Source organism: Stenotrophomonas ginsengisoli (genome assembly GCF_001431485.1).
In the GTDB taxonomy this organism is placed as follows: Bacteria; Pseudomonadota; Gammaproteobacteria; order Xanthomonadales; family Xanthomonadaceae; genus Stenotrophomonas; species Stenotrophomonas ginsengisoli.
In genome coordinates, this window is the sequence record NZ_LDJM01000019.1 from 1 (window position 1) to 26,786 (window position 26,786).

The 26,786-nt window shown below is 67.4% G+C and carries 28 protein-coding genes and 1 pseudogene; 11 read left to right on the forward strand and 18 right to left on the reverse strand.

What is annotated here, in order from left to right:
- From ABB30_RS08040 to ABB30_RS08060, 5 genes and pseudogenes are all read right to left on the reverse strand, one after another.
- Positions 1–338: pseudogene (locus ABB30_RS08040) on the reverse strand (hypothetical protein); the annotation flags it as partial.
- 77 nt (positions 339–415) lie between these two features.
- Entirely contained in the window at positions 416–835 is a 420-nt protein-coding gene (locus ABB30_RS08045) for an EF-hand domain-containing protein (RefSeq protein WP_057637794.1), read from the reverse strand.
- Between the two features lie 104 nt (positions 836–939).
- A complete protein-coding gene (gene rlmM, locus ABB30_RS08050) occupies positions 940–1,998 on the reverse strand; it encodes a 23S rRNA (cytidine(2498)-2'-O)-methyltransferase RlmM (RefSeq protein ID WP_057637795.1) in 1,059 nt (352 codons plus the stop codon).
- 74 nt (positions 1,999–2,072) lie between these two features.
- The gene (locus ABB30_RS08055; RefSeq protein ID WP_057637796.1) at positions 2,073–2,636 is read right to left on the reverse strand and encodes a nucleoside deaminase; all 564 of its coding nucleotides are present in this window, start codon (positions 2,634–2,636) and stop codon (positions 2,073–2,075) included.
- A gap of 107 nt (positions 2,637–2,743) precedes the next feature.
- Positions 2,744–4,501, reverse strand: coding sequence for a glutamine--tRNA ligase/YqeY domain fusion protein (locus ABB30_RS08060; protein WP_057637797.1), 1,758 nt, complete (start codon positions 4,499–4,501; stop codon positions 2,744–2,746).
- Positions 4,502–4,651: 150 nt separating this feature from the next.
- Here ABB30_RS08060 and msrA point away from each other — a divergent pair, with 150 nt between their 5' ends.
- Both msrA and ABB30_RS08070 read left to right on the forward strand, forming a co-directional pair.
- Positions 4,652–5,329, forward strand: a complete 678-nt coding sequence (gene msrA / locus ABB30_RS08065; RefSeq protein WP_211263472.1) for a peptide-methionine (S)-S-oxide reductase MsrA — start codon at positions 4,652–4,654, stop codon at positions 5,327–5,329.
- The gene (locus tag ABB30_RS08070) at positions 5,322–5,837 is read left to right on the forward strand and encodes a flavodoxin family protein (RefSeq protein WP_057637798.1); all 516 of its coding nucleotides are present in this window, start codon (positions 5,322–5,324) and stop codon (positions 5,835–5,837) included. The genes msrA and ABB30_RS08070 overlap by 8 nt, the downstream gene beginning before the upstream one ends.
- 19 nt (positions 5,838–5,856) lie before the next feature.
- On the opposite strand, the gene ABB30_RS08075 is transcribed toward ABB30_RS08070, so the two are convergent.
- The 5 genes from ABB30_RS08075 to ahpC all read right to left on the reverse strand — a co-directional run bounded on the left by ABB30_RS08075 (position 5,857) and on the right by ahpC (position 10,568).
- Complete coding sequence (locus ABB30_RS08075) at positions 5,857–6,504, reverse strand: hypothetical protein (RefSeq protein WP_057637799.1); 648 nt, start codon at positions 6,502–6,504, stop codon at positions 5,857–5,859.
- Between the two features lie 81 nt (positions 6,505–6,585).
- On the reverse strand, positions 6,586–7,002 hold the full coding sequence (gene rnk, locus ABB30_RS08080) for a nucleoside diphosphate kinase regulator (protein ID WP_057637800.1): 417 nt from the start codon (positions 7,000–7,002) through the stop codon (positions 6,586–6,588).
- Positions 7,003–7,189: 187 nt separating this feature from the next.
- On the reverse strand, positions 7,190–8,134 hold the full coding sequence (gene oxyR, locus ABB30_RS08085; RefSeq protein ID WP_057637801.1) for a DNA-binding transcriptional regulator OxyR: 945 nt from the start codon (positions 8,132–8,134) through the stop codon (positions 7,190–7,192).
- 64 nt (positions 8,135–8,198) lie between these two features.
- Positions 8,199–9,767, reverse strand: coding sequence for an alkyl hydroperoxide reductase subunit F (ahpF, locus tag ABB30_RS08090; RefSeq protein ID WP_057637802.1), 1,569 nt, complete (start codon positions 9,765–9,767; stop codon positions 8,199–8,201).
- A gap of 234 nt (positions 9,768–10,001) precedes the next feature.
- Positions 10,002–10,568, reverse strand: a complete 567-nt coding sequence (ahpC, locus tag ABB30_RS08095; RefSeq protein WP_057637803.1) for an alkyl hydroperoxide reductase subunit C — start codon at positions 10,566–10,568, stop codon at positions 10,002–10,004.
- Positions 10,569–10,843: 275 nt separating this feature from the next.
- Between ahpC and prmC the strand changes: the two genes are divergently transcribed.
- The gene (prmC, locus tag ABB30_RS08100; protein WP_057637804.1) at positions 10,844–11,719 is read left to right on the forward strand and encodes a peptide chain release factor N(5)-glutamine methyltransferase; all 876 of its coding nucleotides are present in this window, start codon (positions 10,844–10,846) and stop codon (positions 11,717–11,719) included.
- 103 nt (positions 11,720–11,822) lie between these two features.
- Positions 11,823–12,767 carry a prolyl aminopeptidase gene (pip, locus tag ABB30_RS08105; RefSeq protein WP_057637805.1) on the forward strand — a complete coding sequence of 315 codons (945 nt, stop codon included), beginning with the start codon at positions 11,823–11,825 and terminating at the stop codon, positions 12,765–12,767.
- A 69-nt stretch (positions 12,768–12,836) separates the two neighbouring features.
- Here the strand turns inward: pip and ABB30_RS08110 are convergent, their stop codons facing one another.
- From ABB30_RS08110 to ABB30_RS08125, 4 genes are all read right to left on the reverse strand, one after another.
- Entirely contained in the window at positions 12,837–13,619 is a 783-nt protein-coding gene (locus ABB30_RS08110) for an N-formylglutamate amidohydrolase (protein WP_245626460.1), read from the reverse strand.
- Positions 13,612–14,109, reverse strand: coding sequence for an NUDIX hydrolase (locus ABB30_RS08115; RefSeq protein ID WP_152980643.1), 498 nt, complete (start codon positions 14,107–14,109; stop codon positions 13,612–13,614). Before ABB30_RS08115 ends, ABB30_RS08110 begins: the two co-directional genes overlap by 8 nt.
- 69 nt (positions 14,110–14,178) lie before the next feature.
- Positions 14,179–15,102, reverse strand: coding sequence for a 5'-3' exonuclease (locus tag ABB30_RS08120; RefSeq protein WP_057637806.1), 924 nt, complete (start codon positions 15,100–15,102; stop codon positions 14,179–14,181).
- Positions 15,081–15,662 (reverse strand): nitroreductase family protein, encoded by a 582-nt coding sequence (locus ABB30_RS08125; RefSeq protein WP_057637807.1) that lies wholly within the window; start codon positions 15,660–15,662, stop codon positions 15,081–15,083. The genes ABB30_RS08120 and ABB30_RS08125 overlap by 22 nt, the downstream gene beginning before the upstream one ends.
- Before the next feature lie 287 nt (positions 15,663–15,949).
- Between ABB30_RS08125 and ABB30_RS08130 the strand changes: the two genes are divergently transcribed.
- Positions 15,950–18,262 (forward strand): DUF1631 domain-containing protein, encoded by a 2,313-nt coding sequence (locus ABB30_RS08130; RefSeq protein WP_057637808.1) that lies wholly within the window; start codon positions 15,950–15,952, stop codon positions 18,260–18,262.
- 84 nt (positions 18,263–18,346) lie between these two features.
- Here ABB30_RS08130 and ABB30_RS08135 read toward each other — a convergent pair whose 3' ends face one another.
- Entirely contained in the window at positions 18,347–18,778 is a 432-nt protein-coding gene (locus ABB30_RS08135; protein WP_057637832.1) for a hypothetical protein, read from the reverse strand.
- A gap of 111 nt (positions 18,779–18,889) precedes the next feature.
- On the opposite strand from ABB30_RS08135, the gene sufT reads away from it, so the two are divergent.
- From sufT to ABB30_RS08155, 4 genes are all read left to right on the forward strand, one after another.
- Positions 18,890–19,441, forward strand: a complete 552-nt coding sequence (gene sufT, locus ABB30_RS08140; protein ID WP_057637809.1) for a putative Fe-S cluster assembly protein SufT — start codon at positions 18,890–18,892, stop codon at positions 19,439–19,441.
- Between the two features lie 117 nt (positions 19,442–19,558).
- Positions 19,559–20,656, forward strand: a complete 1,098-nt coding sequence (locus ABB30_RS08145; protein ID WP_057637810.1) for a branched-chain amino acid aminotransferase — start codon at positions 19,559–19,561, stop codon at positions 20,654–20,656.
- Between the two features lie 307 nt (positions 20,657–20,963).
- Entirely contained in the window at positions 20,964–22,724 is a 1,761-nt protein-coding gene (locus ABB30_RS08150; protein ID WP_057637811.1) for a S8 family peptidase, read from the forward strand.
- A 120-nt stretch (positions 22,725–22,844) separates the two neighbouring features.
- A complete protein-coding gene (locus tag ABB30_RS08155) occupies positions 22,845–23,246 on the forward strand; it encodes a hypothetical protein (RefSeq protein ID WP_057637812.1) in 402 nt (133 codons plus the stop codon).
- 37 nt (positions 23,247–23,283) lie between these two features.
- On the opposite strand, the gene ABB30_RS08160 is transcribed toward ABB30_RS08155, so the two are convergent.
- The 3 genes from ABB30_RS08160 to wrbA form a co-directional block, all read right to left on the reverse strand.
- A complete protein-coding gene (locus ABB30_RS08160) occupies positions 23,284–23,769 on the reverse strand; it encodes an asparaginase domain-containing protein (protein ID WP_057637813.1) in 486 nt (161 codons plus the stop codon).
- A 123-nt stretch (positions 23,770–23,892) separates the two neighbouring features.
- Entirely contained in the window at positions 23,893–24,240 is a 348-nt protein-coding gene (locus ABB30_RS08165; RefSeq protein WP_057637814.1) for a DUF2069 domain-containing protein, read from the reverse strand.
- Complete coding sequence (wrbA, locus tag ABB30_RS08170) at positions 24,237–24,830, reverse strand: NAD(P)H:quinone oxidoreductase (protein ID WP_057637815.1); 594 nt, start codon at positions 24,828–24,830, stop codon at positions 24,237–24,239. Before wrbA ends, ABB30_RS08165 begins: the two co-directional genes overlap by 4 nt.
- An 86-nt stretch (positions 24,831–24,916) precedes the next feature.
- On the opposite strand from wrbA, the gene ABB30_RS08175 reads away from it, so the two are divergent.
- Positions 24,917–26,191, forward strand: coding sequence for a YihY family inner membrane protein (locus ABB30_RS08175; protein WP_057637816.1), 1,275 nt, complete (start codon positions 24,917–24,919; stop codon positions 26,189–26,191).
- Entirely contained in the window at positions 26,188–26,754 is a 567-nt protein-coding gene (locus tag ABB30_RS08180) for a TlpA family protein disulfide reductase (protein WP_057637817.1), read from the forward strand. The genes ABB30_RS08175 and ABB30_RS08180 overlap by 4 nt, the downstream gene beginning before the upstream one ends.
- The last annotated feature ends 32 nt before the right edge of the window (positions 26,755–26,786 follow it).

Genomic DNA, 26,786 nt, shown 5'->3' on the forward strand with positions numbered 1-26,786 from the left:
CGGCTGGTGGCGCGTTCCAGTACCGCATCAATCGGCACCTTGTCCACGTAATAGAAGCTGTACTGGACTTTCATGTACGGCGAATAGGAAGGGCGATGCAGGGCATTGGGAGGGCGAGGGCCCAGCTCGGGCAGCAGCATCACCAGCGAGCCCACCGCGTCGGGTGATGGGCCATGCTGGTTATGGAAATAATCCACAGGGATGGCAAAGCGGTATGGCCCCAGCTGCTGGATGGCCGTCCCCGGCGGCGCGGCGCTTGCCGGCTTACGCGCCGGTGGCTGCTGGCAGGCGGCCAGCAGCAGGCAACAGATCAGGGGGAACTGTCGTGACAGGTTCATGGCCCCATTGCAGCCCAGCTGTGGTGAGGCTGTCCAGCACGACGCCGGTGTTCTGTGACCACCGGCGAGCCGGCTTTTCAGTCGATCAGCCAGCCGGCCAGATCGGCCCGGTCCAGCTTGCCGCGGCGTTGGACATCCAGTGCCTTGAACTCGTCATGCAGCGCCGGATGTGCGGCGGCCTCGTCGCGGTCGATGAAGCCATCGCCATTGCTGTCCAGTGCGGCAAAGGCCAGGCGGTAGGCGCGGCCGTCCACGCTGTGGGCCTGCACCGAGCGCACGCTGACCGGGGTGTCGCCCTCGGCCACGGCGATATCCACCCGGCCGGTCTGTTCGCCGGCGGCCAGGGCCTGGGTGCGGATGCCCACCGGCAGTTCCGGCATGGCCTGGGTCTGGGCCGGGGTGGCCGCCGCGGGCCGGGTTGCCGGCACGGCCTGGGCCAGCGCCAGGGCGGGCAGCAGGGCCAGCAAGGGGGGGAAGATCAGCGGCAGGCCACGCATGGCAGGCTCCTTGAACGGGGATGGAGCACAGACTGCCGCAGGCAGGCTGAATGGGTGGAATCCCGGGCAGGCAGACCCCGGTGTGGCGGGGCCTTGCCCAGGCTTCAGCGGCGGCTGAGCGGGGTGACGAAAACGGTGATCTCTTCGCGGTCGTGGTAGAGCTGCTTGGCCCGGATCAGCAGGGGCTTGCCGGCCTGCTGGGCAAACAGCTCCAGGCACAGGGCGGTTTCGTCCCAGCGCTTTTTCATCGGCAGCTTGAGGTTGAAGATGGCGTGCTTGCACCAGCCCTCGCGCAGCCAGGTGGCCATGCGTTCGGCCACCTTGCGCGGCTGTTCGACCATGTCGCAGACCATCCAGTCCAGCGGCTGTTCCGGCTGCCAGTGGAAGCCGTCGGCACGCAGGTGGTCGACCAGACCGGTGTCCAGTACGTGCTGGCGCAGCGGGCCGTTGTCGATGCTGGCCACCTTGATGTGTTCACGGGTCAGCACCCAGGTCCAGCCGCCCGGTGCAGCGCCCAGATCGGCGGCCTTCATCCCGGCCTTGACCAGGCGCTCGCGCTCGTCCGGATCGAGCAGGGTCATCAGGGCCTCTTCCAGCTTCAGGGCCGAGCGCGAGGGCGCGTCGGGCAGCAGCTTCAGGCGCGGGATGCCCAACAGCCACGGCGCGGCATCGCGGGTATCGGCCACACTGACAAAGGCATGGGTGCCATCGACGAAGGTGATGTGCAGGCGCGGCAACTTGGCGTTGGGCTTGTCGGTGAGCAGGCCGGCCTTGCGCAGGGCCGGGCGCAGCGCATTGCCGAAGCTGCGGGCCAGGCCGGCCAGCGGCTTGCCCTCATCCGAATCGGGGTGCTCGACCCACAGGTCGCCGAAGCGGGCCTGGCCCTGCAGGGCGGCGATGATCGGGGTGATGCGGTCGGCCGGATCCAGCTGCGGCAGCTCGGCCAGCACGCGCAGTTTCTGCCGGGCGAAGATCAGGCCGCGCCAGGGCAGCAGCTCGCTCAGCGTATCGACTTGGTCAGGCTCGCAGGCGTAGAGCACATAACCATCGTTGCGACGGGTGCGGGCATAGCCGGCAATGCCGGCCTGGCCGGCACGTTCGGTCAGTTCGGCAGCTAGTTCGGGTTCAAAACCCTGACGGCAGTAACACAGCAGGCCGGACATGGAGAATTCCTTGGAAGTTGCATCGCCCCGCAGTGGGGCGGTGGGCAGGGGCGCGATGCGCGCACCTGCGCAGGTCAGTAATGGGCGCCGTTTTGCTGGCCGTACTGGCGCAGCACCGCACAGGCATCATCGCGGCAGATGTCGGTGGTCACGGTGATGCCGCGCTGGCCCAGGCAGCCGACCCAGTCGGCCGGCAGCGGGCCTTCGTCAAAGGTGGTCAGGGCTTCGACATCGCTGGCGCGGGCGCCGATCAGCAGGCGGTCGATGCCGGCCCAGACGGTGGCACCAAAGCACTGGCAACAGGGCTGGGAGGAGGTGGCCAGGGTGATTGGGCCGGGCAGTACGGCATTGATGCGCGGGCTCTGCAGTTTCTGCTGGGCCAGCATGTAGGCCATGTTTTCGGCATGCGCCAGCGAGGTGGCATGCGGCACCACGCGGTTGACGCCGGCGCTGATCACCCGGTCATCGGCGTCAAACAACACCGCACCGAAGGGGCCGCCGCTGGCGTATTCCACGTTCAGGCGTGACAGCTCGATGGCCAGGGCCACCTTGGCCGCATCGCCCGGGTAGCTGGCGCCCAGATCAACGGCCTCGTGCACCCAGACCGGCAGGGTGAGATGAACTTGCGCTTGCAGCATGGCAACTCCTTGGCAATGACCCGGACCGGGCGGACGCGCAAACGGACCGGCGGGCCGGTCCGTTTGGCAGGTGCCTACCCGGCCCGCAAGCCGGTTGGCAGGCCAGCTTACTTGCTGGCCCAGGTGTCGCGCAGGGTCACCGCGCGGTTGAACACCGGCTTGTCGGCGCTGTGGTCGCGGCGGTCGGCCACGAAGTAGCCGGTGCGCTCGAACTGGAAGGCGGTTTCCGGCGCGGCAATCGCGGCGGCCGGCTCGACATAGCCGCTGACGACCTTGCGCGATTCCGGGTTGAGATAATCGCGGTAGGTCTTGCCTTCGGATTCATCGTCCGGGTTCTCCACCGAGAACAGGCGGTCATACAGGCGGATTTCCGCTTCCACCGCATGTGCTGCGCTGACCCAGTGGATGGTGCCCTTGACCTTGCGGTTGGCACCTTCCATGCCCGGGCGCGATTCCGGGTCCAGCCAGCCACGCAGCTCGACCACGTTGCCGGCGTCGTCCTTGATCACTTCATCCACGCGGGCAATGCCGGCGCCGCGCAGGCGGATCTCGCCGCCCGGCACCAGGCGCTTCCAGCCCTTGGGCGGGACTTCGGCAAAGTCCTCGCGCTCGATCCACAGCTCGCGCGAGAACGGCACCTGGCGGCTGCCGAAGCTCTCGTCCTTCGGATGGTTGGAGAAGGTCAGCGATTCTTCATGGCCATCGGCCAGGTTGGTCAGCACCAACTTCAGCGGCTCGACCACGGCCATGCGGCGGGCCGCGGCGCTGTCCAGGTCCTCGCGCAGGGCGCCTTCCAGGATGGAGAAGTCGATCAGCGAATTCTGCTTGGAGATGCCCACGCGCTCGGCAAACAGGCGCATCGCGGCCGGGCTGTAGCCACGGCGGCGCAGGCCCTGCAGGGTCGGCATGCGCGGGTCGTCCCAGCCATCCACCAGGTTCTCGGTGACCAGGGCCATCAGCTTGCGCTTGCTCATCACCGTGTAGTTGATGTTCAGGCGCGAGAACTCGATCTGGCGCGGCTTGGCCGCTTCACGCGGGAAACCGGCATCGACCAGCGGCTGGGTCAGGGCGTCGTCAGCGGCGAAGTTGACGTTGTCCACGCACCAGTCGTAGAGCGGGCGGTGGTCTTCGAATTCCAGCGTGCACAGCGAGTGGGTGATGCCTTCCAGCGCATCGCCCAGGGCGTGGGCGAAGTCGTACATCGGGTAGATCGGCCACTTGTTGCCGGTGTTCTGGTGCTCGACGTGCTTGATCCGGTAGATCGCCGGGTCACGCAGGTTGATGTTGCCGCTGGCCATGTCGATCTTGGCGCGCAGGGTGCGCGCACCGTCGGCGAACTCGCCGGCGCGCATGCGTGCGAACAGGTCCAGGTTCTCCTCGACACTGCGGTTGCGGTACGGCGATTCGCGGCCCGGCTCGGTCAGCGAGCCACGGTAGGCGCGCACTTCTTCGGCCGACAGGTCGCAGACAAAGGCCTTGCCGTCGGTGATCAGCTTCCGGGCGGCCAGGTAGTAGGCGTCGAAGTAGTCCGAGGCGTGGCGCAGCTCGTTCCAGGCAAAGCCCAGCCAGCGCACGTCGTCCTGGATGGCGGCCACGTATTCCGGGTCTTCCTTGGCCGGGTTGGTGTCGTCAAAGCGCAGGTTGCACACGCCGGCGAACTCGCCGGCAATGCCGAAGTTCAGGCAGATCGACTTGGCATGGCCGATGTGCAGGTAGCCGTTGGGCTCGGGCGGGAAGCGGGTCTTGATCGCGGTGTGCTTGCCGCTGGCCAGGTCCTCGCGGACGATCTGGCGGATGAAGTCACGCTTTTCGGCCGGGGCGGCTTCCGGCGCGTTGCCGGCATTGGGGGCGGTGTTCTCGGACATGATCGCTGCAGGGCTTGAAATCTGACCGTCTAGTCTAGCGCGAAGGCGGCCGCTGGGCCCGGGCGGCGTGCAGGCCGGGCAGGTTCGCGTTCAAGCCGGGCCGGGCCGGGCGCTAGACTGGGCAGCCCCCAGCTCCAGACGAGGTTGCCCATGTTGCCGTTGGCATCACTGATCCGTGGAATCGGCGCGTTCAAGCAGCGCCTGCCCCAAGCCGAGGACGCCCTGCCTGGGCGGGCCGAGCCGTTGCCCCTGCACAACCAGCACTTCGTCAACGGCCAGCCGCTGCGCGGGGAGTTCCCGGGCATGGCGACCATCGACCTGGGCCTGGGCTGCTTCTGGGGCGCCGAACGCCGCTTCTGGCAGCTGCCGGGGGTGGTCACCACCGCGGTGGGTTACCAGGGCGGTTTCACCCCCAACCCGACCTACGAGGAAAGCTGCACCGGCCTGACCGGCCACACCGAGGTGGTGCGGGTGGTGTTCGACCCGGCCCAGGTCAGCCTGGACAGCGTGCTGCGCACCTTCTGGGAGAGCCACGACCCGACCCAGGGCATGCGTCAGGGCAATGATGTGGGCACTTGCTACCGCTCGGCGGTCTACTGCCACAGCGCCGCGCAATACGCGGCCGCGCAGGCCAGTGCGGCGGTGTACCAGCAGCAGCTGGAGGCCGCCGGTTACGGGCCGATCACCACCGAAATCGCCTTCCCGGCACCGCCGTTCTATTACGCCGAGGATTACCACCAGCAGTACCTGGCCAAGAATCCGGGTGGCTATTGCGGCCTGGGCGGTACCGGGGTGGGCTGCCCGATCGGCCTGGGTCTGGATGACTGAGGCCGCGTCAGGGCCGACCCTGCTGGTGGTCTGGCACAGCCTGAGCGGGGCCACCGCGGCGGCGGTGCAGGCCCTGTGCGAGGCTGCCCGCGCCCAAGGCGAGGATCAGCTGCAGGTGCGCATGCTGCATGCCAGCGCCGCCGGTGCCACCGACGTGCTGGCCTGCGATGCCCTGGTGCTGGCCACGCCGGAAACCCTGGGCTCGATCAGCGGGCTGATGAAGGATTTCCTGGACCGCAGTTATTACCCGGTGCTGGGCCAGCGTCCCGGGCTGCCGGCAGGGCTGGTGGTGGTGGCTGGTTCCGATGGCGCGCCGACCCTGTTGCAGCTGCGGCGGGTGCTGGCCGGCTGGGGCATGCGCGAGGTGTGCGAACCCTTGCGCCTGTGCACCCAGGCGCAGAGCGCGGCGGCGATTGCCGCGGCCAAGCAGCTCAGCGCCGATCAGCGTGCGGCGGCGGCCGAATTCGGCGCCACCCTGGCTGCCGGCCTGGTGCTGGGCGTGTTCTGAGTGCGGCGCCGGGCAAGGCTCACAGCACTTCCAGCCCGCACACATAGACCACCTCGCAGGCCCCGGCGCCGCTGTCGCTGCGGCTCAGCGAGCTGCGCCAGCGCCAGTGGTCGTCGGTTTCCACGTTGACCAGCCAGCCGTGCAGGCGGATGGTCTGGTCGGTCTTGATCCGTGCCAGTGCGGCGGCGATGTCCGCATTGCCCGGGATCATGTGCATGTTGGCGCTGTGGTCGCGGATCTGCGTTGGCGCCAGCGGTGGGGCACCCTGCCAGCGGTAGTGGTACCAGCGCCCGGACTGGGAGATGGTCAGCTGGGCGAGCACGTCATCGTGGCTCATCGGCCCCCAGCCCAGGGCCAGGTCCAGTGGCGAAAAGCGTGCTTCGGCGCCGTGCCGGTAGGCCTTGCTGCCCAGTACCCGGGCCTGCAGGCTGAAGCCGGCCAGGGCGGTGATGCGGCCATCGGCATGCGGCAGGACCAGGCCACCCGGCGCGTCGGTCTGCAGTGGTGCCTGGGCCAGGCTGCGCGTTGTGGCCGGAGGCAGCGGGCAGCCCGGGGCGCGGGTGTTGCCGGGGCGGTGGTCGGCAGGCGCGGGGCGCAGGGTCCACCAGGCGCTGAGGCCGAGCACGCCGGCCATCAATAGCAACACATGGCTGGCTTTCAGGCGCATGGGCAGGTCCGCCGCAGGGTTGGAAGGGGATCAGCCATTGCCGCAGGCACACAGGCAGCGGCAATGGCGGCTGGTCATGGCTTACGGGCTGACCAGGGCTTCGGCGGGGCTGACCTGGCTGACGCGCAGGCGCAGCTTGCGCCCGCCGGGGGCGTTCCAGTCGATGCTCTGGCCCACGGTCAGGCCAAGCAGGGCGGTGCCTACCGGTGCCAGGATGGAGACCCGGCCAAGGTCCACATTGGCCTCGTGCGGGTAAACCAGGGTCAGGGTGTGCACATCACCGGTCAGCTCGTCCTCGCACTGCACGGTGGTGTGCATGCTGACGGTGCCGGCGGGAACCTGGTCCGGGGCGACGATCTGGGCCCGGTTCAACTCATCGGCCAGGGTCGCGGCGGCCGGGTTGCGGGCATGGGTGGGAGACTCGAGCATGGCATCCAGACGGGCCAGGTCGTGGCTGGAAACGATGATCGACGGCGGCAGGCCACTGTTGGTCGGCATGGTGTGTGTTCCTCGGATGAACGGCGCAAACGAAAAATGCAGAACAGGCGGCACCTTGGCAGCGCCGCCTGTCTGGATTGTCGGTCGCCGGCCTGTCGGGCCGGCATGTGCTGATCATCGCCGCTGTGTGAAGCCGGTGCAATGGGGCGGCCGGGCAAGCGCTGCCCGCACAGCCCGGGCCGGAACTTCAGCCCGGCTGCTGGGGCAGGGCCGGGGCGCTGTCGCTGCGCAGCTGGAACAGTTCCGGCGGCACGGCGCGGAACAGCTCGGCCAGTTGCTCCAGAAAACCGGTCATGGCCGAGGAGCGGCGCCAGACCAGGCCGATGCGCCGGCTCGGTGCGCCCGGGCCCTGGAAGCCGCGCAACTGCACATTGCCCGGCAGGGCCACCGGCGGCTGTACCGCCAGCATCGGCAGCAGGGTGATGCCGACATTGGCGGCCACCATCTGGCGCAGGGTTTCCAGGCTGGTGGCCTGGAAGCCGCTCTTCTCGCTGGCGCCGGCCAGCTGGCACACATTCAGGGCCTGGTCGCGCAGGCAGTGGCCGTCTTCCAGCAGCAGCAGGCGGTGGTTGGTCAGGTCGTCCATGTGCAGCTGCGGGCGGCCGGCCAGTTCGTGTTCTTCGGGTACGGCCAGCACGAAGGGTTCCTCGAACAGGAACTCGGCCTGCAGTTGTTCGTCGGCCAGCGGCAGGGCCAGCACCACGGCATCGAGCTTGCCATCACGCAGGCGGGCCAGCAGCACGTCGCTCTTTTCCTCCACCAGCAGCAGTTCCAGCTTGGGGAAACGCTGGCGTACCAGCGGCACCACATGCGGCAGCAGGTACGGGCCCAGGGTGGGGAAGATGCCCAGACGCACGGTGCCCGCTTCCGGGTCGCGCGAGCGGCGGGCCGCTTCCTTCATCTGGTCCACCTCGGCCACGATGGCGCGGGCGCGGTCGGCGGCTTCGCGTCCGGCCGGGGTCAGCATCACCTTGCGCGGGGCGCGCTCGACCAATGAAACACCCAGCTCGTCCTCCAGCTTGCGGATCTGGGTGGACAGCGTGGGCTGGCTGACATAACAGGCAGCGGCAGCACGGCCGAAGTGCTTGTGGTCAGCCAGGGCCACCAGGTATTTGAGGTCGCGCAGGTTCATTGTGAAGGTCTCTTGTGGGCTGGCCGGAGGGCAAAGCCCTCCGGTTGGCTGGACGGTCGCAAACTTACTTGGCCGGGGCCGAACTGCGGATCAGGTGGTCAAAGGCGGCCAGCGAGGCGGTCGCACCGGCACCCACGGCAATCACAATCTGCTTGTACGGTACGGTGGTGCAGTCACCGGCGGCAAATACGCCCGGGACATTGGTCTGGCCGCGCTCGTCGATGACGATCTCGCCGCGGTTGCTCAGCTCCACCGTGCCCTTGAGGAACTCGGTGTTGGGCAGCAGGCCGATCTGCACAAAGATGCCTTCCAGGTCGACGGTGTTGGAGGCGCCGTTGGTGCGGTCGGTGTAGACCAGGCCGGTGACCTTGTTGCCGTCGCCACGCACTTCGGTGGTCTGGGCATTCATGATCACGTTGACATTGGCCAGGCTGTGCAGCTTGTTCTGCAGCACCTGGTCAGCGCGCAGGGCCGAGCCGAACTCGATCAGGGTGACATGGCTGACGATGCCGGCCAGGTCGATGGCAGCTTCCACGCCGGAGTTGCCGCCGCCGATCACCGCCACGCGCTTGCCCTTGAACAGCGGGCCGTCGCAGTGCGGGCAGTAGGCCACACCCTTGTTGCGGTACTCCTCTTCACCGGGCACCTCCATCTTGCGCCAGCGGGCGCCGGTGGACAGGATCACCGTCTTGGACTTGAGCGAAGCGCCGTTTTCCAGCTGCACTTCGACCAGGCCGTCATCGCCGGCCGGGATCAGGGCAGTGGCCTTCTGCAGGTTCATCACGTCCACCTCGTACTGCTTGACGTGCGCCTCCAGGGCCATGGCCAGCTTCGGGCCTTCGGTTTCCTGCACCGAGATGAAGTTCTCGATGGCCATGGTGTCCAGCACCTGGCCACCGAAGCGCTCGGCGGCAACGCCGGTGCGGATGCCCTTGCGGGCAGCATAGATGGCTGCCGCCGCGCCAGCCGGGCCACCGCCCACCACCAGCACGTCAAAGGCCGACTTGTCGTTGATCTTGGCTGCTTCGCGCTTGGCTGCGCCGGTGTCCAGCTTGGCCACGATCTGCTCGATGCTCATGCGGCCCGAATCAAACATCACCCCGCCCTGGAACACCATCGGCACCGCCATCACCTGACGCTGCTCGACTTCGGCCTGGAAAGCGCCGCCTTCGATCACGGTGGTGCGGATGTTCGGGTTGACGATGGCCATCAGCGACAGTGCCTGGACCACGTCCGGGCAGTTGTGGCAGGTCAGGGACATGTAGACGTCAAAATCGAACTCGCCTTCGATGGCCTTGATCGCATCGATAACCGACTGCTCGACCTTCGGCGGGTGGCCGCCGGTCCACAGCAGGGCCAGCACCAGCGAGGTGAACTCATGACCCAGCGGCAGGCCGGCAAAACGCACGCCGCTGCTCTGGCCTTCACGGGCGACCACAAACGACGGACGACGCTCGTTGCTGCCATCGGTGTCCAGGCTGATCTTGCCGGCGCCGGCTTCCACGATGTCGGCCAGCAGGCCGCGCATTTCCTGCGCAGTGGCACTGTCATCGAGGCTGGCGATCAGGCGGATCGGCTGGCGCAGCAGGCCCATGTATTGCTGGAGCTGGGACTTGAGGGTTTCGTCGAGCATGGGGAGCTTCCTTGGATCAAGGCAAAACGGGGGGAGGGCGCGGTTGCCGCAGGCAAGCGCCAGAAAAAGTAGGGGGGAACCACAGCGGGCTTGGAGAGGCTGGCTGGCGCGGGCTTGCTGGCGCAAACCGGCTGTGGTTCACCCCCACACCCGCCGCGGACGGCGGGGGGGGAGTGCAGTGGCAGCAACGTGGGCGGTTGACCGTTCCGCGTTGCCCTCCACTGGTTTTGGCAATTAGATCTTGCCGACCAGGTCCAGCGACGGGGTCAGGGTCTGGGCGCCTTCCTTCCACTTGGCCGGGCACACCTGGTTCGGGTTGGCGGCGGTGAACTGGGCAGCCTTCAGCTTGCGCAGGGTTTCGGAGACGTCACGGGCGATCTCGTTGGAGTGCACTTCCATGGTCTTGATCACGCCTTCCGGGTTGATCACGAAGGTGCCGCGCAGGGCCAGGCCTTCTTCAGCGATGTGCACGTTGAAGGCGTTGGTCATCTGGTGGGTCGGGTCGCCGACCAGCGGGAACTTGGCCTTGCCGACGGCCGGCGAGGTTTCGTGCCACACCTTGTGCGAGAAGTGGGTGTCGGTGGTGACGATGTACACCTCGGCGCCGGCCTTCTGGAACTCGGCATAGTTGTCAGCCGCGTCTTCGATTTCGGTCGGGCAGTTGAAGGTGAAGGCAGCCGGCATGAAGATCACGACCGACCACTTGCCCTTCATGGTCTCGTCGGAGACTTCGATGAACTGGCCGTTGTGGAAGGCGTTGGTCTTGAACGGGGCGACCTGGGTATTGATCAGCGAGGACATGAAAGTTCCTTATCAGTTGCAGGGAGGGGTGAAGCGATGGGGGAAGATTAATAGGCTGTGTCTAATGCATCAAATGAATTTGATAGATCAATTTGATAGATTTTGTCTATCGACATTCCGGTGTTGCCACTGCAGACGATATGGGGCAGCTGTCGTAGCACTTCAAGTCACCGGCCCTTTTCACCTGCCGGTGCGTCTGCACCGCCTGTGTCGATGGCTGGCCAGCCGGCGCGGTGCGTTAAGCTGCAGCGCCTTCAAAACTCCCGTGTCCTGCCATGTCCGTGCCACTCCCCGCCACCGCCTGCGCCGCCGATCTGCTGGCCTGGGCCGGCCATCATCTGCCCACGCCCGAAGGCCGGGCCGAGGCGCGGCTGTTGCTGCTGCATGTGCTCGGGCAGGCGCCGGCCTGGCTGTACAGCCATGACCGTGACCCACTGGATGAGGCGTCGGCGCGCCGTTTCGGCGAGCTGGTGGTGCGCCGTGCGGCCGGCGAACCGGTGGCCTACCTGACCGGCAGCCGTGGGTTTTGGACCCTGGACCTGGCGGTGACCCCGGCCACCCTGATTCCGCGCCCGGAAACCGAGCTGTTGGTGGAACAGGCCCTGGCCCGCCTGCCCGATGACGGGCGCCCGCTGCGCATTGCCGACATGGGCACCGGCACCGGTGCCATCGCCCTGGCCCTGGCCGCCGAGCGACCTCAGGCGATGGTGCTGGCCACCGACCTGCTCGGCCCGACCCTGGCGGTGGCGGTGGGCAACGCCCAGCGCAACGGCATTGCCAATGTGTCCTTCCGCCGTGGCAGCTGGTACCGCGCGCTGGGCCGTGACCGCTTCGATCTGATCGTCTCCAACCCGCCCTACATCCGGGCCGATGACGCCCATCTGGGCCAGGGCGATGTGCGTTTCGAGCCGCCGCCGGCACTGGCTTCCGGTGAGGATGGCCTGGACGCGATCCGCCTCATCGCCGCCGGCGTCAACGACCACCTGGTGCCCGGTGGCTGGCTGCTGCTCGAGCACGGCTGGCACCAGGGCCAGGAGGTACGCGAGCTGCTCGCCGCCGCTGGTCTGGAGGCGGTTCAAACCGTGGTCGACCTGGAAGGGCGTGACCGGGTCAGCCTGGGGCGTCGCCCCGGGCAGTCGATCTGGGATTGAGCCCTGTGTGCGGCCTGCTTGCCGCGCGTCAATCGCTGGCAGGCGCTGGGCCGATCATGGCCGGCGGCGCTAGACTGGCCACTTGCCCAACCGCAGGTGTTCCATGCGCACGCTGTATCCCGAGATCGAACCGTTTGACGTCGGTACCCTGAAGGTCGACGACCGCCATACCCTTTATTTCGAGCAGTGCGGCAACCCGGCCGGCAAGCCGGTGGTGATGCTGCACGGTGGCCCGGGCGGCGGCTGCACCCTGAAGATGCGCCGTTTCCACGACCCGGCCAAGTACCGCATCATCCTGTTCGACCAGCGTGGTGCCGGCCGTTCCACCCCGCATGCCGACCTGGTGGACAACACCACCTGGGACCTGGTGGCCGACATCGAGAAGCTGCGCGAGCACCTGGGTGTGGACAGCTGGCAGGTGTTTGGCGGCAGCTGGGGCTCGACCCTGGCCCTGGCCTATGCCCAGAGCCACCCGCAGCGAGTCACCGAACTGGTGCTGCGCGGCATCTTCATGCTGCGCCGCTGGGAGCTGGAGTGGTTCTACCAGGAGGGCGCCAGCCGCCTGTTCCCGGATGCCTGGGAACACTACCTGGCACCGATTCCGGCGGTGGAGCGGCACGACCTGATTTCCGCCTTCCACCGCCGCCTGACCAGCGAGGACGAAGCCACCCGTCTGGCCGCGGCCAAGGCCTGGAGCGTGTGGGAAGGGGCGACCAGCTACCTGCATGTGGATGGCGACTTCATCAGCAGCCATGAAGATCCGAAATTCGCCCTGGCCTTCGCCCGCATCGAGAACCACTACTTCGTCAACGGTGGCTTCTTCGAGGTCGAGGACCAGCTGCTGCGCGACGCGCACAAGATCGCCCACATCCCGGGTGTGATCGTGCACGGCCGTTACGACGTGGTCTGCCCGATCGCCAATGCCTGGGACCTGCACAAGGTGTGGCCCAAGGCCGAGTTGATCATCAACCCGGGCAGCGGCCATTCGGCTTTCGAGGCCGAGCATGTGCACGCGCTGGTCCAGGCCACCGACCGCTTCGCCGGTTGATCGGCTGAGCATCAGGAGATGCGCAAAGGGCGGCCCACGGGCCGCCCTTTGTCGTTGTTGCCTGCCGGCTCAGGTGAGCCCGTGCAGCAGGGGTGGCAGCAACCGGGCCAGGCGCTGGGCCCAGGCCGCCTGGCCGGCGGCATCGGCAATCAGGTCCTGACGGATTTCGATTTCCACATAGGCCAGGCCGCGTGCTTCGGCATGCACATTGGCCGCGTAATCGCTGTCATCGCTCACTGCGTAGGGCTGGTTGTCGCCCACCACCAGGTCGCCTTCGGCCTGCAGTGCGCCGAGCAGGCGCCGGGCCAGGCGGGTGTCGCGGTTGTAGAGCACGCCGCAATGCCAGGGGCGGGCAAGGCCGCCCATCACCGGGGTGAAGCTGTGCAGCAACACCAGTACGCAGGGCTGGCCGGCCTGCTGGCGGCGGTCCAGCTCGCTGCTGATGCATTGGTGGTAAGGCGCATGGATGGCCTGGATGCGGGCCTGGCGCTGCAGGGCGTCCAGATGCTGGTTGGCGCCAATGGCCGTACCGTCGCTCACCGCTGGAATCAGGGTGGGCGAGGCGTACGGGCGGTTGCAGTCGATCACCAGGCGCGAGTAGTGCTGCTCGATCGCCCAGGCATCCAGGGCTGCGGCCAACTGCCGGGTTACCCCGGCAATGCCGATGTCCCAGCCGATGTGGCGGTCGATTTCCCCGGCCGGCAGGCCCAGGTCGCCCAGCGCGGCCGGAATGGCCTGGCCGGCATGGTCGGCCACCAGCACGAAGGGCGAGCGCCCGTGTGGCCGGTGCAGCGTGTACACGGCCGCATCATCGCTGCCCAGCAGGCGCAGTGGCAGGTTGCCGTCAGCCACGCGGGGTGCCGTCCAGGTGATGTTCGATCATCCACAGTCCGGCCCACAGCTTGGCATCGAGCTGGTAGCCCTGGGCGATCTTCTCCACCAGCCAGGCCGCGGCCTGGGCGCGCGGGACTTCGTGCACGGTGATGTCCTCGCTGTCATCGCCGCCGCCGTTGCCGACCTTGCGCAGGCCGGTGGCGCGCACGAAGGCGATCTTCTCGTTGCTGGCCCCGGCCGAGGTCGGGCCGATCATCAGCACCTCGGCCTGCTCGGCAGTCCAGCCGGTTTCCTCTTCCAGCTCGCGTACGGCCGAGACCTCGATCGACTCGCTGGCGTCGATGTCACCGACCAGGCCGGCCGGCATCTCGATGCACTTGGCCTGCAGCGGGACACGGAACTGCTCCACGAACAGCACCTTGTCCTCGGGGGTGACGGCAATGATGATCGCGGCCAGCCCGTTGGCATGGGTGCGTTCGGAATATTCCCAGGTGCCGCGCACCAGCATGCGCTGGTACTTGCCTTCATAAACCACACGTGGTGCCGAGGTATCAGTGCTCACAAACACTCCAGAAGGTCAGTTGGATTCGGGCAGGGCCAGGCCAGCGGCGGCAAACAGCCGGCGCCGGGTCATCGGGCCCATGCGCAGGTGCTGGGTCAGGCCATCGAGCATCTGGCCATCGGCCGGTGCACGTTGCAAGTCCGCCGCTGCCGGCACCGGGGCATCACAGGCCACGGTGGTCAGCTGGCGGAACAGCAGGGCCTGCTGGTGCTGTTCGCGCAGGCGGGCGGCCACTGCCGCCGCACCACGCAGGCGCAGGAAGGCGACCTCGTCAAGGCGTTCGAGCAGGGTGTCCAGGCTGCCGAAATGGGCCAGCAGGATCGCCGCGGTCTTGGCACCGACGCCGCTGACCCCGGGGATGTTGTCCACCGCATCGCCGCACAGGGCCAGGTAATCGGCGATCTGGTGGGCATGCACGCCATAGCGGGCCTTGACCTCGTCCACTCCCCAGCGCTGCTGGCGCGGCATGTCCCATTGCTGGTCCTGATCGACCAGCAGCTGCGACAGGTCCTTGTCGGCAGACAGGATCAGCCCGCGCAGGCCGGCCTGGCGGCCCTGCAGCAGGGCACTGCCGATAAGGTCATCGGCCTCGTAATCATGGTGGGCCAGCACCCGCAGGCCCAGTGCCGCGCACAAGGCCTTGCAATGGGCAAACTGGCGCCGCAGCTCTTCCGGGGCGGGGTCGCGGTTGGCCTTGTAGGCCGGATACAGACGGTGGCGGAAGCAGCTGTCCAGGGCCTCGTCAAAGGCAATGGCGATGTGCTGCGGGCGCTCGCGCTCGAGCAGCTCGAGCAGGAAACGGGCAAAGCCGTGCACGGCGTGCACCGGCCAGCCCTGGGCATCGGTCATGTCCGGCGGCATCGAGTGCCAGGCGCGGAATACATAAATGCTGGCGTCTACCAGGTACAGCGGGGACTTCATCGGGTTGGTGGGTTCCATTCGGTCAGCAGGCTGGCCAGGGCCGGGCGTTCGCGGTCAGGTACGTCCATCTTCGGGGTGCCGATATGGATGAAGCCGACGATGCGTTCATCTGCGGCCAGGCCCAGGTGTTCGGCCAGCGGGCGGTCTTCGGCCATCCAGGCGGTCAGCCACTGGGCACCGAAACCCAGGGCATGGGCAGCGTGGAGCAGGTTCATGCACACGCAGCCGGCGGTGAGCAGCTGCTCCCATTCGGGCACCTTGGGGTTGGGCCGGGGCCGGGCGATCACGGTGATGATCACCGGCGCATGGCTGAAACGGACGCGGTCCTTCTCGATCATCGCCTCGGCGGCGGGGTTGCGCTGGGCGCTGCGCACGGCCATGAACTGGCCCAGGGCCTCACGCGCGGCGTCCTGGATCAGCAGCAGCCGGAACGGCACCAGCTTGCCGTGGTCGGGCACGCGGATGGCCGCTTCCAGCAAGGCCTGCAGGCTGGCGGCATCCGGAGCGGGCAGGCCGAGTTGGCGCGACGGGGTGGAATGACGCTCGAGCAGGGCGCTCAACGGCAGATCAGCTCGCATGCGGGCTCGAATCAGGCGGGGGAGTGGGCAGTATAGGCCGGGGTGGGCGGTGCTACCGGTGGGGCTAGATGAATGCCGACCATCCGCGCCGTGGCTGGTCTGGGTGAAGGGCTGGTGACGGAGGTGGTGTATGTGTGACGCTGTGCGTCAACTCCCGGTTTGATCTGCGACCCGGGTCACGGAGCGGGTTCAGCCTAAATCATACGATGTGCCCTGCAACACTGGGGGACCGGCATCGGTCTGGCGGCTGGCTCTGTAAAATGCCTGTGGGCATGGAACCTGAGTGTATGAATTTCGAACAGAACACCCCGCAACGCGATGCGCGTCTGCTGGCCGCTGCCAGCGAACTGGCCCTGCCCGGGCTGGGCGAGGCGTTTGCCGCCGCGTTGACCCGGTTTGACGATGCCCTGTTTGACCGCGCCGAGCGTGCCGGTAGCTCGCAGCCGCAGTTTCTGGATGCGATGCGCGAGCTGCGGCTGCGCCGCGATTACATCCTTGCCGCCTTCAACGGCCACCTGCGCCAAGCCTGGCGGGCGCTGGAGGCGGGCCTGCCGCTGTCGGCCGAACGCGTGCTGGCCGGGGAATCCGGTGAGGGGGGGCTGAGCCTGGTGCCCGAGCATGTGCTCGAGTCGCGCCTGGCCGTGCGCAATTTCGCCACCGTGCTGCTGCGTGACTGCAAGCAGCAGCTGGCGCGTATCGATCGCCGTATCGGCTGGGTCGCCGGTGGCCTGGAACTGGATGCCGACAGCAACCCGGTCGGCCCGGAACATGTGGCGGTGGCCATCCACCAGGCCTTTGCCAGCAGTGACCTCAGTGCCGAGGCGCGCCTGGTGGTGATCAAGCTGTGCGAGCGCGAGCTCAGCCCGGCCATCTCCAAAATCTACGAATCCCTGGATGCCTGCCTGGCCAGTGCCGGGGTGCTGCCGCAGGTGGCACCGCTGCGCCGCACGCCTGCCGCGCCGCCCCCGCCGCCAGCCAGTCTGGAAGACAACCCGGCAGCCGATGATGACAGCCAGTATGCGCCGGCCTGGGCGCAGCGCTTTGTGGACCGCTGGGCCCACAGTACCGGGCGCATGGAAGCGGGCGCTGCTGCCGGTGGTGGTCGTGGCATGGGAGGCGAGGCCGATGGCCTGTCCAACCCGGCCGTACTGCTGGACGCGCTCAACGAGCTGCTGGCGCAGCGCCGTGGCGCCGAGTCGCCGGTCCCGCTGCAGGGCGAGCGTGCGCTCAATTCGCGCGAAATGATGAACGTGCTCTCCCTGCTGCAGAGCACCCCCAGTGCCACCCTGAGTGCGGCCATTGGCGAGCACGGGGAGTCGCTGGCGCAGCGGCTCAAGAGCGAGGTGCTGCATTCGGCCGGCCAGCTGGGCATGGCCCCGGGCAGTACCCGCCTGGATGCGGCAGACGAGGACGCCATTGACCTGGTCGGCATGCTGTTTGACGTGATGCTCGACGAACGTGACCTGGCCGGCCGCTCGCGCGAGCTGATCGGGCGCTTGATCGTGCCGTTCGTCAAGGTGGCCCTGCTGGACCGCCGCATGTTCGTGCAGAAGACCCACCCGGCCCGCAAGCTGCTCAATTCCCTGGCCGAGGCCTGCGAGGGCAACACCGGGCAGACCCCGGCCGAGCGCGTGCTGATGGGCAAGGTCGAGGAAATCACCGAACGGCTGGTGGCCGAGTTCAATGAGAATCTGGCCATCTTCCTGACCCTGGAGGAGGAATTCCGCGATTTCCTGATCCAGCACCGGCGCAAGGTGGAGATCGCCGAGCGCCGCGCGGCCGAAACCCAGCGTGGCCAGGAGCGTCTGGAGCAGGCGCGCCGGCGTGCGGCTGCCGAAGTGGCGCGCCGGGTGGACGGGCAGGAAGACATGCCCAAGGCCATCGTCGACTTCCTGTCCTCGCCCTGGCAGCACCACCTGGCCCTGTGCCTGTTGCGCGAGGGCGACGAGGCCCAGCAGGCGGCTGCCGAATCCCTGCAGTTGGCCGATGCCATCATCGACGAGCTGGGCGAGGCGCGCCGGCACATTGTCGGCAAGCCGTGGCTGCAGGCCCAGCATCTGGGCCTGCGCAAGATCTTTGCCAGCATCGGCCTGCACGATGATGCCGCCGCCACGGCCATCGATGCCCTGCATGACACCCTGCAGGCGGTGGCCGAACGCCGTCCCGAAGATGCACGCGAGTTGCCCGAGTTGCCGCAGGTGGTCCTGCCCAGTGCGCCGGCCACCGAGGCACCGTCCGAAGAACTGCAGCAGGCCGCGGCCAGCGAGAACTTCGATCACGCCGATGCGGATCGTTTCCGGCAGCTGGCTGTGGGTACCTGGCTGGACTTCATCGACAAGGATGGCAAGGTCCAGGCGGGCAAGCTGTCCTGGGTCAGCCCGATTTCCGGGCGCCTGTTGTTCGTCAACCGCCGTGGCGTGCGTTTCTGCGTGGCCTCGCCGGAGGAGCTGGCAGTGATGGTGCAGCTGGGCCGCCTGCGCGCCCATGCCAGCGATGGTGCTTTTGACAGCGCGATGCAGGGCGTGATCGACCGTCTGGATGCCAACGCGGGAAATGACCTGGCGGCCAAGGCGCCGCCCGCAGCCCCGACCGTGCACTGATCCGCCTTGGGATCGTGAAATGACAACGCCGGCCTTGGGCCGGCGTTGTCGTTTGTGGCAATGCGGTTGTGTGGCGGCGTGCTGTCAGCGGCCCCGGTGCGGGCGCGCCAGCCAGTAACCGGTAAGCAGGGCGGCCAGCAGCCAGAGCACATCGACCAGGCCGTTGAACAGGCTGGCGTAGGTCCAGGCCAGGTGAGGGCCCAGACGCTGGGCCGAGAGCACCAGGTCCAGCCCCATCATCATGCCGATGCGCCCGGCGATGATGCCCCAGTTGGCCAGCACGATGATGGCCAGCACGCTGGCCAGGGTGATGGCCAGGCGCAGGCGGCCGCGTGGCAGGGTGCCCAGGTGCAGCATCCAGCTCACCTGCAGGGCGGCCACGACCGCCATCCAGCTCGATTGCCGGTCATTGCCCAGGGCCAGTACGATCCAGGCCAGGGTGGCCACGCTGCCGCCCAGCAGCAGCATTGCCGGCCAGAGCCAGTGGCGGGTACGGGAAGAGCGCTGTGCAGGCATGCCGCGATCCATCAAAGAGTCACAGCATAGCTGGCCTTCAGCGCAAGGTGGGCGAGTCGGATAAAATAGGACCATTGCAGGACTGTTCCTGCGTAGTCCTCCGTTCAGCCCATGTACTCCCGCAGCAGCGAACCGATTCATTTTGAGCGTGATTGTCAGGCGGTGATGGTGCCGCAGGGCGACACCGTGACCCTGCCGGCCGGCAGCTATGGCTACATCACCCAGGCCCTGGGTGGCAGCTATACCGTGTTTGTCGAAGGCAACCTGTTCCGGATTGCCGGCAAGGATGGCGATGCCATCGGCAAGGACGCGCCGGCCCCGCTGGAGCTGGCTGCCGATGCCAGTGACGAGGACGTCGAACGTCTGGTCTGGCAGCAGCTGCGCACCTGTTTTGACCCGGAGATTCCGGTCAACATCGTTGATCTGGGCCTGGTCTACGAGGCGCATGTGCTGCATGACGATGCCGACAAGCGCAAGGTCGAGGTCAAGATGACCCTGACCGCCCCGGGCTGCGGCATGGGCGAGGTGCTGGTGGATGATGTGCGCTCCAAGCTGGAGCTGATCCCGACCATTGCCGAAGCCGATGTCGAGCTGGTGTTCGATCCGCCGTGGGGCCGCCACATGATGAGCGAGGAAGCCCGCCTGGAAACCGGAATGCTGTAAGCGCCGGTGCATTGCAGCGGGCAGTGACGTGACGGTCATGGTGTAATTGGCCGGTGATGCCACGCGCCGCCAGCCTTTGGCGGCGCCCGTCCTACTGCAACTGACAGGAAAACCGTCGTGTCCGAGTCCTCGTTGAACTTCACCGTCACCGCCAACCCCGCACCGCGTACCGAGCAGCAGCGCGCGCAGATCCTGGAGAAGCCGGGTTTCGGTGTCCATTTCACTGACCACATGGTGGCCATCCGTTGGCAGAAGGAGGCCGGCTGGCACGACGCGCAGGTGATGCCGTACGGGCCGATCAGCCTGGATCCGGCCGCGGCCGTGCTCCATTACGGGCAGGAAATCTTCGAGGGCATCAAGGCCTACCGCCACGCGGATGGCTCGATCTGGACCTTCCGCCCGCAGGCCAACGGTGCGCGTCTGCAACGCTCGGCCGCGCGCCTGGCCTTGCCGCAGCTGCCGGTGGAACTGTTCACCGAGTCGCTCAAGCAGCTGGTGGCCGTGGATGCGGCCTGGGTGCCGGACCAGGACGAGGCCAGCCTGTATTTCCGTCCGTTCATGATCGGCGACGAGGCATTCCTCGGCGTGCGCGGTGCCCATCAGGCCAGCTATTACGTGATTGCCAGCCCGGCCGGCCCGTACTTCGCCAAGGGCGTGGCCCCGGTCGCGATCTGGCTGTCCACCGAGTATGCGCGCGCGGCCAAGGGCGGTACCGGTGCGGCCAAGTGCGGCGGCAACTACGCCGCCTCGCTGCTGCCGCAGCAGAAGGCACAGGAGCAGGGTTGCTCGCAGGTGCTGTTCCTGGACCCGGAACACGGCAAGTACCTGGAAGAACTGGGTGGCATGAACGTGTTCCTGGTCTACGGCAAGACCAACACCCTGGTGACCCCGGCGCTGTCCGGTTCGATCCTGGAAGGCATCACCCGTGAATCGATCCTGCAGCTGGCCCGCGACCGCGGCATGACCGTGGAAGAGCGCCAGGTGTCCATCGAGGAGTGGAAGGATGGCGTGGCTTCCGGCGCGATCAGCGAGGTGTTTGCCTGCGGCACCGCCGCCGTGGTGACCCCGATCGGCCAGCTCAAGGGCGATGGCTTCAGCGTCGGTGACCTCAATGCCCCGGCTGGCGAGGTGACCATGTCGCTGCGCAAGGAGCTGACCGACATCCAGTACGGCCGCCTGCCCGACCGTCACGGCTGGCTGGTGCGTCTGGGCTGATCGCGGCCGGGCGTGAGCCCGGTACCGGTGGCCTGCACAGCAAGGCCTGTCGCCAGTAATGGCGGCAGGCCTTTTGCATACGTGAACGAATGTGCGGTGCTCCGATGTTGCAGTGCGACGCCTATCATGGAATTGATGTTTGTCGCAATCAGGCGAGGGATTGTTGTTGCGCCAATATTTAGGAAGGGCGTAGCGTTGGGCGCCTGGGCCATCACAGGGGAAGGCCCGGGTGCTGCCCGGTATTTCCGGGCCGGGCGGCTGCAATGGCCGCCCCGACAGACAGTCTCTACTCAACCAAGGATCAACGATGAACCAGTTCCCGCAGGGCAACAGGCAGCAACGTAGTTCGGTAGTAGTTCTGGGCGCGATGGCGCTGACGTCGATGTTGTTGTGCGCGCCGGCCTTTGCCGGCCAGGTAAACCTGTCCGGCCTGGCATCGGCCGACAGCCATCAGGGGTTCATCGTCAAATACCGCGACCAGGCCGGCAGCAGTGCTGCCACCGTGGCCGCTGCACGCAGCACCGTACTGAGCCGCTCGCTGGCTGCGGCCTCCAAGGCCGTGCCGGCCCGCAATGGCCGTGCGCTGGGCGTGAGCAAGGTGCGCGATCTGGCCGTGGGGCCGACCCTGGTGCGCGCTGACCGCGCCCTGGACCGTGCCGAAGCCGAGCAGCTGATGCGCGCCATCGCCGCTGACCCGGCCGTGGAGTACGTGGAAGTCGACCAGATCCTGCATCCGGCCTGGACCCCGAATGATCCGAGCCTGAGCACCCAGTGGGGCTTTGTCGGCACCTACGGTATCAAGGCCCAGCAGGCGTGGGACCTGTCGCGTGGTGCCGGCACGGTCATTGCCATCCTGGATACCGGCAGCACCTCGCATCCTGACCTCAATGCCAACACCCTGGCCGGTTACGACTTCATCACCTCGTCCTCGGTCGCCGGTGACGGTGGCGGCCGTGACAGCGACGCCAGCGACCCGGGTGATTTCACTCCGGGCTACAGCTCCTCCTGGCATGGCACCCACGTGGCCGGTACCGCCGCCGCGGTAACCAACAACGGCACCGGCGGCGCCGGTACCGCACCGGAAGCCAAGCTGGTGCATGCCCGCGTGCTGGGCCGTGGTGGCGGTTCGACCTCGGACATCGCCGATGCGGTGATCTGGGCCTCCGGTGGCACCGTCTCCGGTGTGCCGGCCAATCCGAACCCGGCCGAGGTGATCAACCTGTCGCTGGGTGGCTCGGGTACCTGCGGCAGCGCCATGCAGGCGGCCATCAACGGTGCGGTGGCGCGCGGTACTACGGTGGTGGTGGCAGCGGGCAACAGCAATGCCAACGTATCCGGCTTCACCCCGGCCAACTGCGCCAATGTGATTTCGGTGGCCTCCACCACCAATACCGGTGCGCGTTCGAGCTTCTCCAACTATGGCGCCGGCATCGACATCGCCGCTCCGGGTTCGAGCATCTATTCCACCCTCAACAGTGGTTCCACCACGCCGGGCACCCCGAGCTATGCCAGCTACAATGGCACCTCGATGGCCGCGCCGCACGTGGCCGGTGTGGTCGCCCTGATGCAGTCGGCCGCCTCGTGCGCACTGACGCCGGCGCAGATCGAGACCATCATCAAGAACACCGCCAGCCCGTTCCCGTCCACCCCGTCGCAGACCATTGGCGCCGGCATCCTCAACGCCCAGGCGGCGGTGCAGGGCGCGATTGCCGCCTGTGGTGGCGGTGGTACGCCGGATCCGGAGCCGGAGCCGGAGCCGGATACCGGCCTGAAGAACGGTGTGGCCGTGACCGGTATTTCCGGTGCCAGCAGCAGCACCCAGTACTGGACCGTCAACGTGCCGGCCGGCACCAGCTCGCTGGTGGTCAACATCACCGGCGGCACCGGTGATGCCGACCTGTACGTGCGCCAGGGCAGCCAGCCCACCACCAGCAGCTACAACTGCCGCCCGTACCTGAGTGGCAACAATGAAACCTGCACCATCAGTAGCCCGGTGGCAGGGACCTACCACGTGATGATCCGTGGCTACAGCGCTTACACCGGTGTCAGCCTGAAGGCCACCTGGTAAGCACCTGACCGGCCCGGGCCTGCCCGTGGCCGCGGCAACAGCGGGGCGTCGTCACCGTGATGGGTGACGGCGCCTTTTTGCTGCATGCTTGCCGTCAGCACGGCCGGAGGAGGGCATCACATGCACATGCTGTTGTTGAGTCTGGTACTGGGCAGTTCCGGTGGGATGGATGGCGGGGCAATGGAGGGCCCGCCGCCAGTGGTGCTGGCGGCGACGCGGGCGCCGCGGCTGATGATCCGCCTGCAGGACCTGGAGGCGACGGCGGATGCCGTACAGCGGCAGGCCCGTCTGGATGCCTTGATGCTGGCCGCTGGCGCACCTGCCGGCGCGCGCCTGCACTGGCTCAGGCCGCAGGCCGCCGGTGGTGAACTGGTGCGTCTGGAGGGGGTTGCGCCGGCGCAGGAGGCGGCGCTGTTGCAGCGTCTGTCAGCGCAGCCCGGGGTGCTGTGGCTGGAGCGCGATGGGCGCAACAGCATCGGCCCGGGACCGCGCCTGCCCAGTGTCAGGATGGAAGAGCCCTGAGTTGCGGTGCCGCCAGCGCAGGCTGGCGGCGGCAGGTTCAGATCGCTTCGAAGCGGTTTTCGGCCACGTTCTTGCGCACCTTGTTCGGGTTCCAGATGCGCCCGTTCATGGCGATGTAGACGCCCTCGGGCAGTGACTGCACCGCGCCGATCGCACAGCCGATGTTGAACTCGGCATCCGAACCGCGGAAACGGGCCGGGCTCAGCGCGCCGGTCATCACGATGGTCTTGCCGGTGATGGACTGCAGCACCTGGCCGGTGGCCACCATCGAATCGGTGCCGTGGGTGATCAGGACATGCCGGGTTGGCTGGGCGGCGATGGTGGCGCGGATCAGCTCGCGGTCCTCATCGGTGATGTGCAGCGAATCCTTGCGCAGGATCGGGATCACATTGAAGCGGAACGTCACGCCCAGCTCGCGCAGGATCATGCCGATCTGCGGATCGCCGATCTGGTAGTCGGACTTGTCGTCGAAGTAGATCTTGTCGATCGTGCCACCGGTGGTGACGATGAGCAGTTCGTCCATTGCGTATTCCCGAAAGTGCCATCAGGCGGCGCAACCGCGCGCTGCCCGGACGCACATGATAAGCGCCCCGGCGCGTTGGTTGCCGCTGCAGGCATGTGGGCCCGGCGCGGCAGGCAGGAGCATTCAGTGCGGTGCGGGTTTGCGCTTGCTGGCCAGGCGCGCGCGCGCGGCCGGGCCGCTGGCCAGGGCAATGACCAGCAGGGCCAGCAGCAGTGCCGCCCAGGCAGGCAGGTTGTCCGGACGGTCGGTCCAGGCGCGCATCACCCCATGGCTGAACCAGCCCAGCGCTGCCACCGAGCAGCAGTAGCGTGCATGTCGCCACTGGCCCAGCAGGGCGCCGGCCAGCAGCACTGGCGGGGCACTGAACACCAGCAGGCTGGCCAGGCCATTGCGGCCGCTGCCCAGCCAGCCGGCATACAGCGCGGCCAGCAGCAGCAGGATGCAGATCAAGCCCCAGGGGCGGCGGCTCACCGGGCCAACCGCTGCGAGATGTCGGCCACACGCCGGCCCAGGGCGCGGGCCAGGATGATCTCCTCGTCGCTGGGCTGCGGGTCATCGCTGGCCCCGGCCACATGGCTGGCGCCGTACGGGGTGCCGCCGCTGCGGGTGTGGCTCAGCTCGCTGTGGGTGAACGGGATGCCGACGATCAGGCAGCCGTGGTGCAGCAGGGGCAGGTGCATGCTCAGCAGGGTGGCCTCCTGGCCGCCGTGCATCGAGGCGGTGGAGGTGAACACCGCGGCCGGCTTGCCGGCCAGCACGCCACTGGCCCACTGTGCGCCCAGGCCATCAAGCCAGTACTTCATCGGCGCGGCCATGTTGCCGAAACGGGTCGGGCTGCCCAGTACCAGGCCATCGCACTGCAGCAGGTCCTCGGCACTGACATACGGTGCGCCGCTGTCGGGTACCGGCGGGGCGGCCACTTCGGTGACCGGAGCCACAGCCGGCACGGTGCGCAGGCGCGCGCTGCAGCCGGGCACCTCGGCCACGCCACGGGCAATCTGCCGGGCCAGGTTGGCCACCGAGCCACCACGGCTGTAATAGAGCACCAGGATTTCGGCCATTTTGGGAGTGTTCCTTGCAGGCAAGCGTTGTACAGGCCGGCAGTATGGCAATGCGGCGGCGATGCTGCATCGGGTAGGCTGTAGCGATGCAGATGCCCTCATTGATAACGCGCAGGCTGGAGCCGTTGCGGGACCGCGAGCGGGTGGTCAGTTTCGGCCGCTTCCTGTGGCAGCGGTTCCTGGCCGACCGCCTGTTCCAGGCGGCCGGTTCGCTGGCCTACACCACCGTGTTTGCGATCGTGCCATTGGCGGTGGTGGTGTTCGGGGTGCTGTCGGCGTTTCCGGTGTTCAACACCTGGAGTGAGCAGCTCAGCCATTACATCTTCACCAACTTCGTGCCCAGCGCCGCGCGCGCGGCCGAAGGCTACCTGCACCAGTTCTCGGCCAGTGCCGGCCAACTCACGGCTGCCGGCTTCATCGCCCTGGTGGTGTCGCTGCTGATCACCCTCAACAGCGTGGAGCAGACCTTCAACCAGATCTGGCGGGTCAGCTCGGGGCGGCCAAAACTGACCCGCTTCTTGGTCTACTGGACCGTGCTGACCCTGGGCGCGATGCTGGCGGCGGCACTGCTGGCGATGAGCAGCCGGGTGTTTGCCCTGCCGCTGTTCGGTACCACCGAAGGCCAGTGGTTTGCCTCGCTGCTGCTGGGCTGGACCCCGCTGATGATCGAGCTGGTCTGTGTGATGGGGGTCTACCGGGTGGTGCCGCACCTGACCGTGCACTGGCGCCATGCCTTTGCCGGTGCGCTGCTGGCGACCCTGATCCTGGAGGCGGTCAAGTGGGGGATGGGCATGTACCTGTCCAGCTTCCAGTCCTACCAGAAGCTCTACGGCACGGTGGCCTTCGTGCCGATCCTGCTGCTGTGGATCTACCTGTGCTGGGTGTCGGTGCTGCTCGGTGCGTCGCTGGCGTCCTCGCTGGCCGCCTTCCATTACCAGCCGCAGGCCATGCGCCTGCCGCCCGGGCATGAGTTGTATGCCCTGCTGCGGGTGCTGGGGCGTTTTGGCAACGCGCGCATCCACGGCCAGGGCCTGAGCGAGGAAGCCCTGCTCGGGTTGGAGCCGATGCTGACCGACTCGCAGCTGCAGCAGTTCCTGTGTGGCCTGGAATCACTGGGCATCGTGCGCGATGACGGGCGCGGTGAGTGGCTGTTGGCGCGGGATCTGGACCGGGTGCGCCTTGGGGAGCTCTACGAGCAGTTGCAGCTGCGCATTCCTGCCGGTGCGGTGGCCTTGCCATTGCGTGGCGATGCCCTTGGCCAGCAGGTCTGCGCTACGCTTGATGACTTGCGTGAACCCCTGGTTGCCCGGCTGGACATGAGCGTGGACCAGATCCTGTTTCCTGTTGGAGAACGTTCTTGAACAAGCTGATTCCCTTCGTCGCCCTGGCTGCCCTGGGCCTGGCTGGTTGCAACCCGGGGACGGCGCCGGCACCGAATGCGGCCGCCGATACCGCCCCCGCCCAGCAAGCGGCGCCGGCGGCCAGTGCCGAGCCGGTACAGGTGCAGACGGTGGATTTCCCCAGCCTGGACCTGCCGACCGTGGATGGCGGGCGCTACGTGCTGGCCGAACAGCGTGGCAAGTGGGTGGTGGTCAACTTCTGGGCCACCTGGTGCGCGCCGTGCATCAAGGAGATGCCCGAGCTGTCGGCCATGCACAGCATGCGCAGCAATGTGGCGGTGGTGGGCCTGGCCTATGAGGACACCAGTGCCGAGCAGCTGCGCAGCTTCCTGCAGCAGCGCCCGGTGACCTATCCGATCGTGATTGCCGACCCATATGATCCGCCGGCCGATTTCGCTACCCCGCGCGGCCTGCCGATGACCTACCTGATCGATCCGTCGGGCAAGGTGGTGCACCCCTTCCTGGGCCCGGTCACTGCCGCCCAGATCGAGGAAAAGATCACCGAGCTTGGCGGTACGCCCTGAGCTGATACCCCTCACCCAGCCGCTGGCCGGGT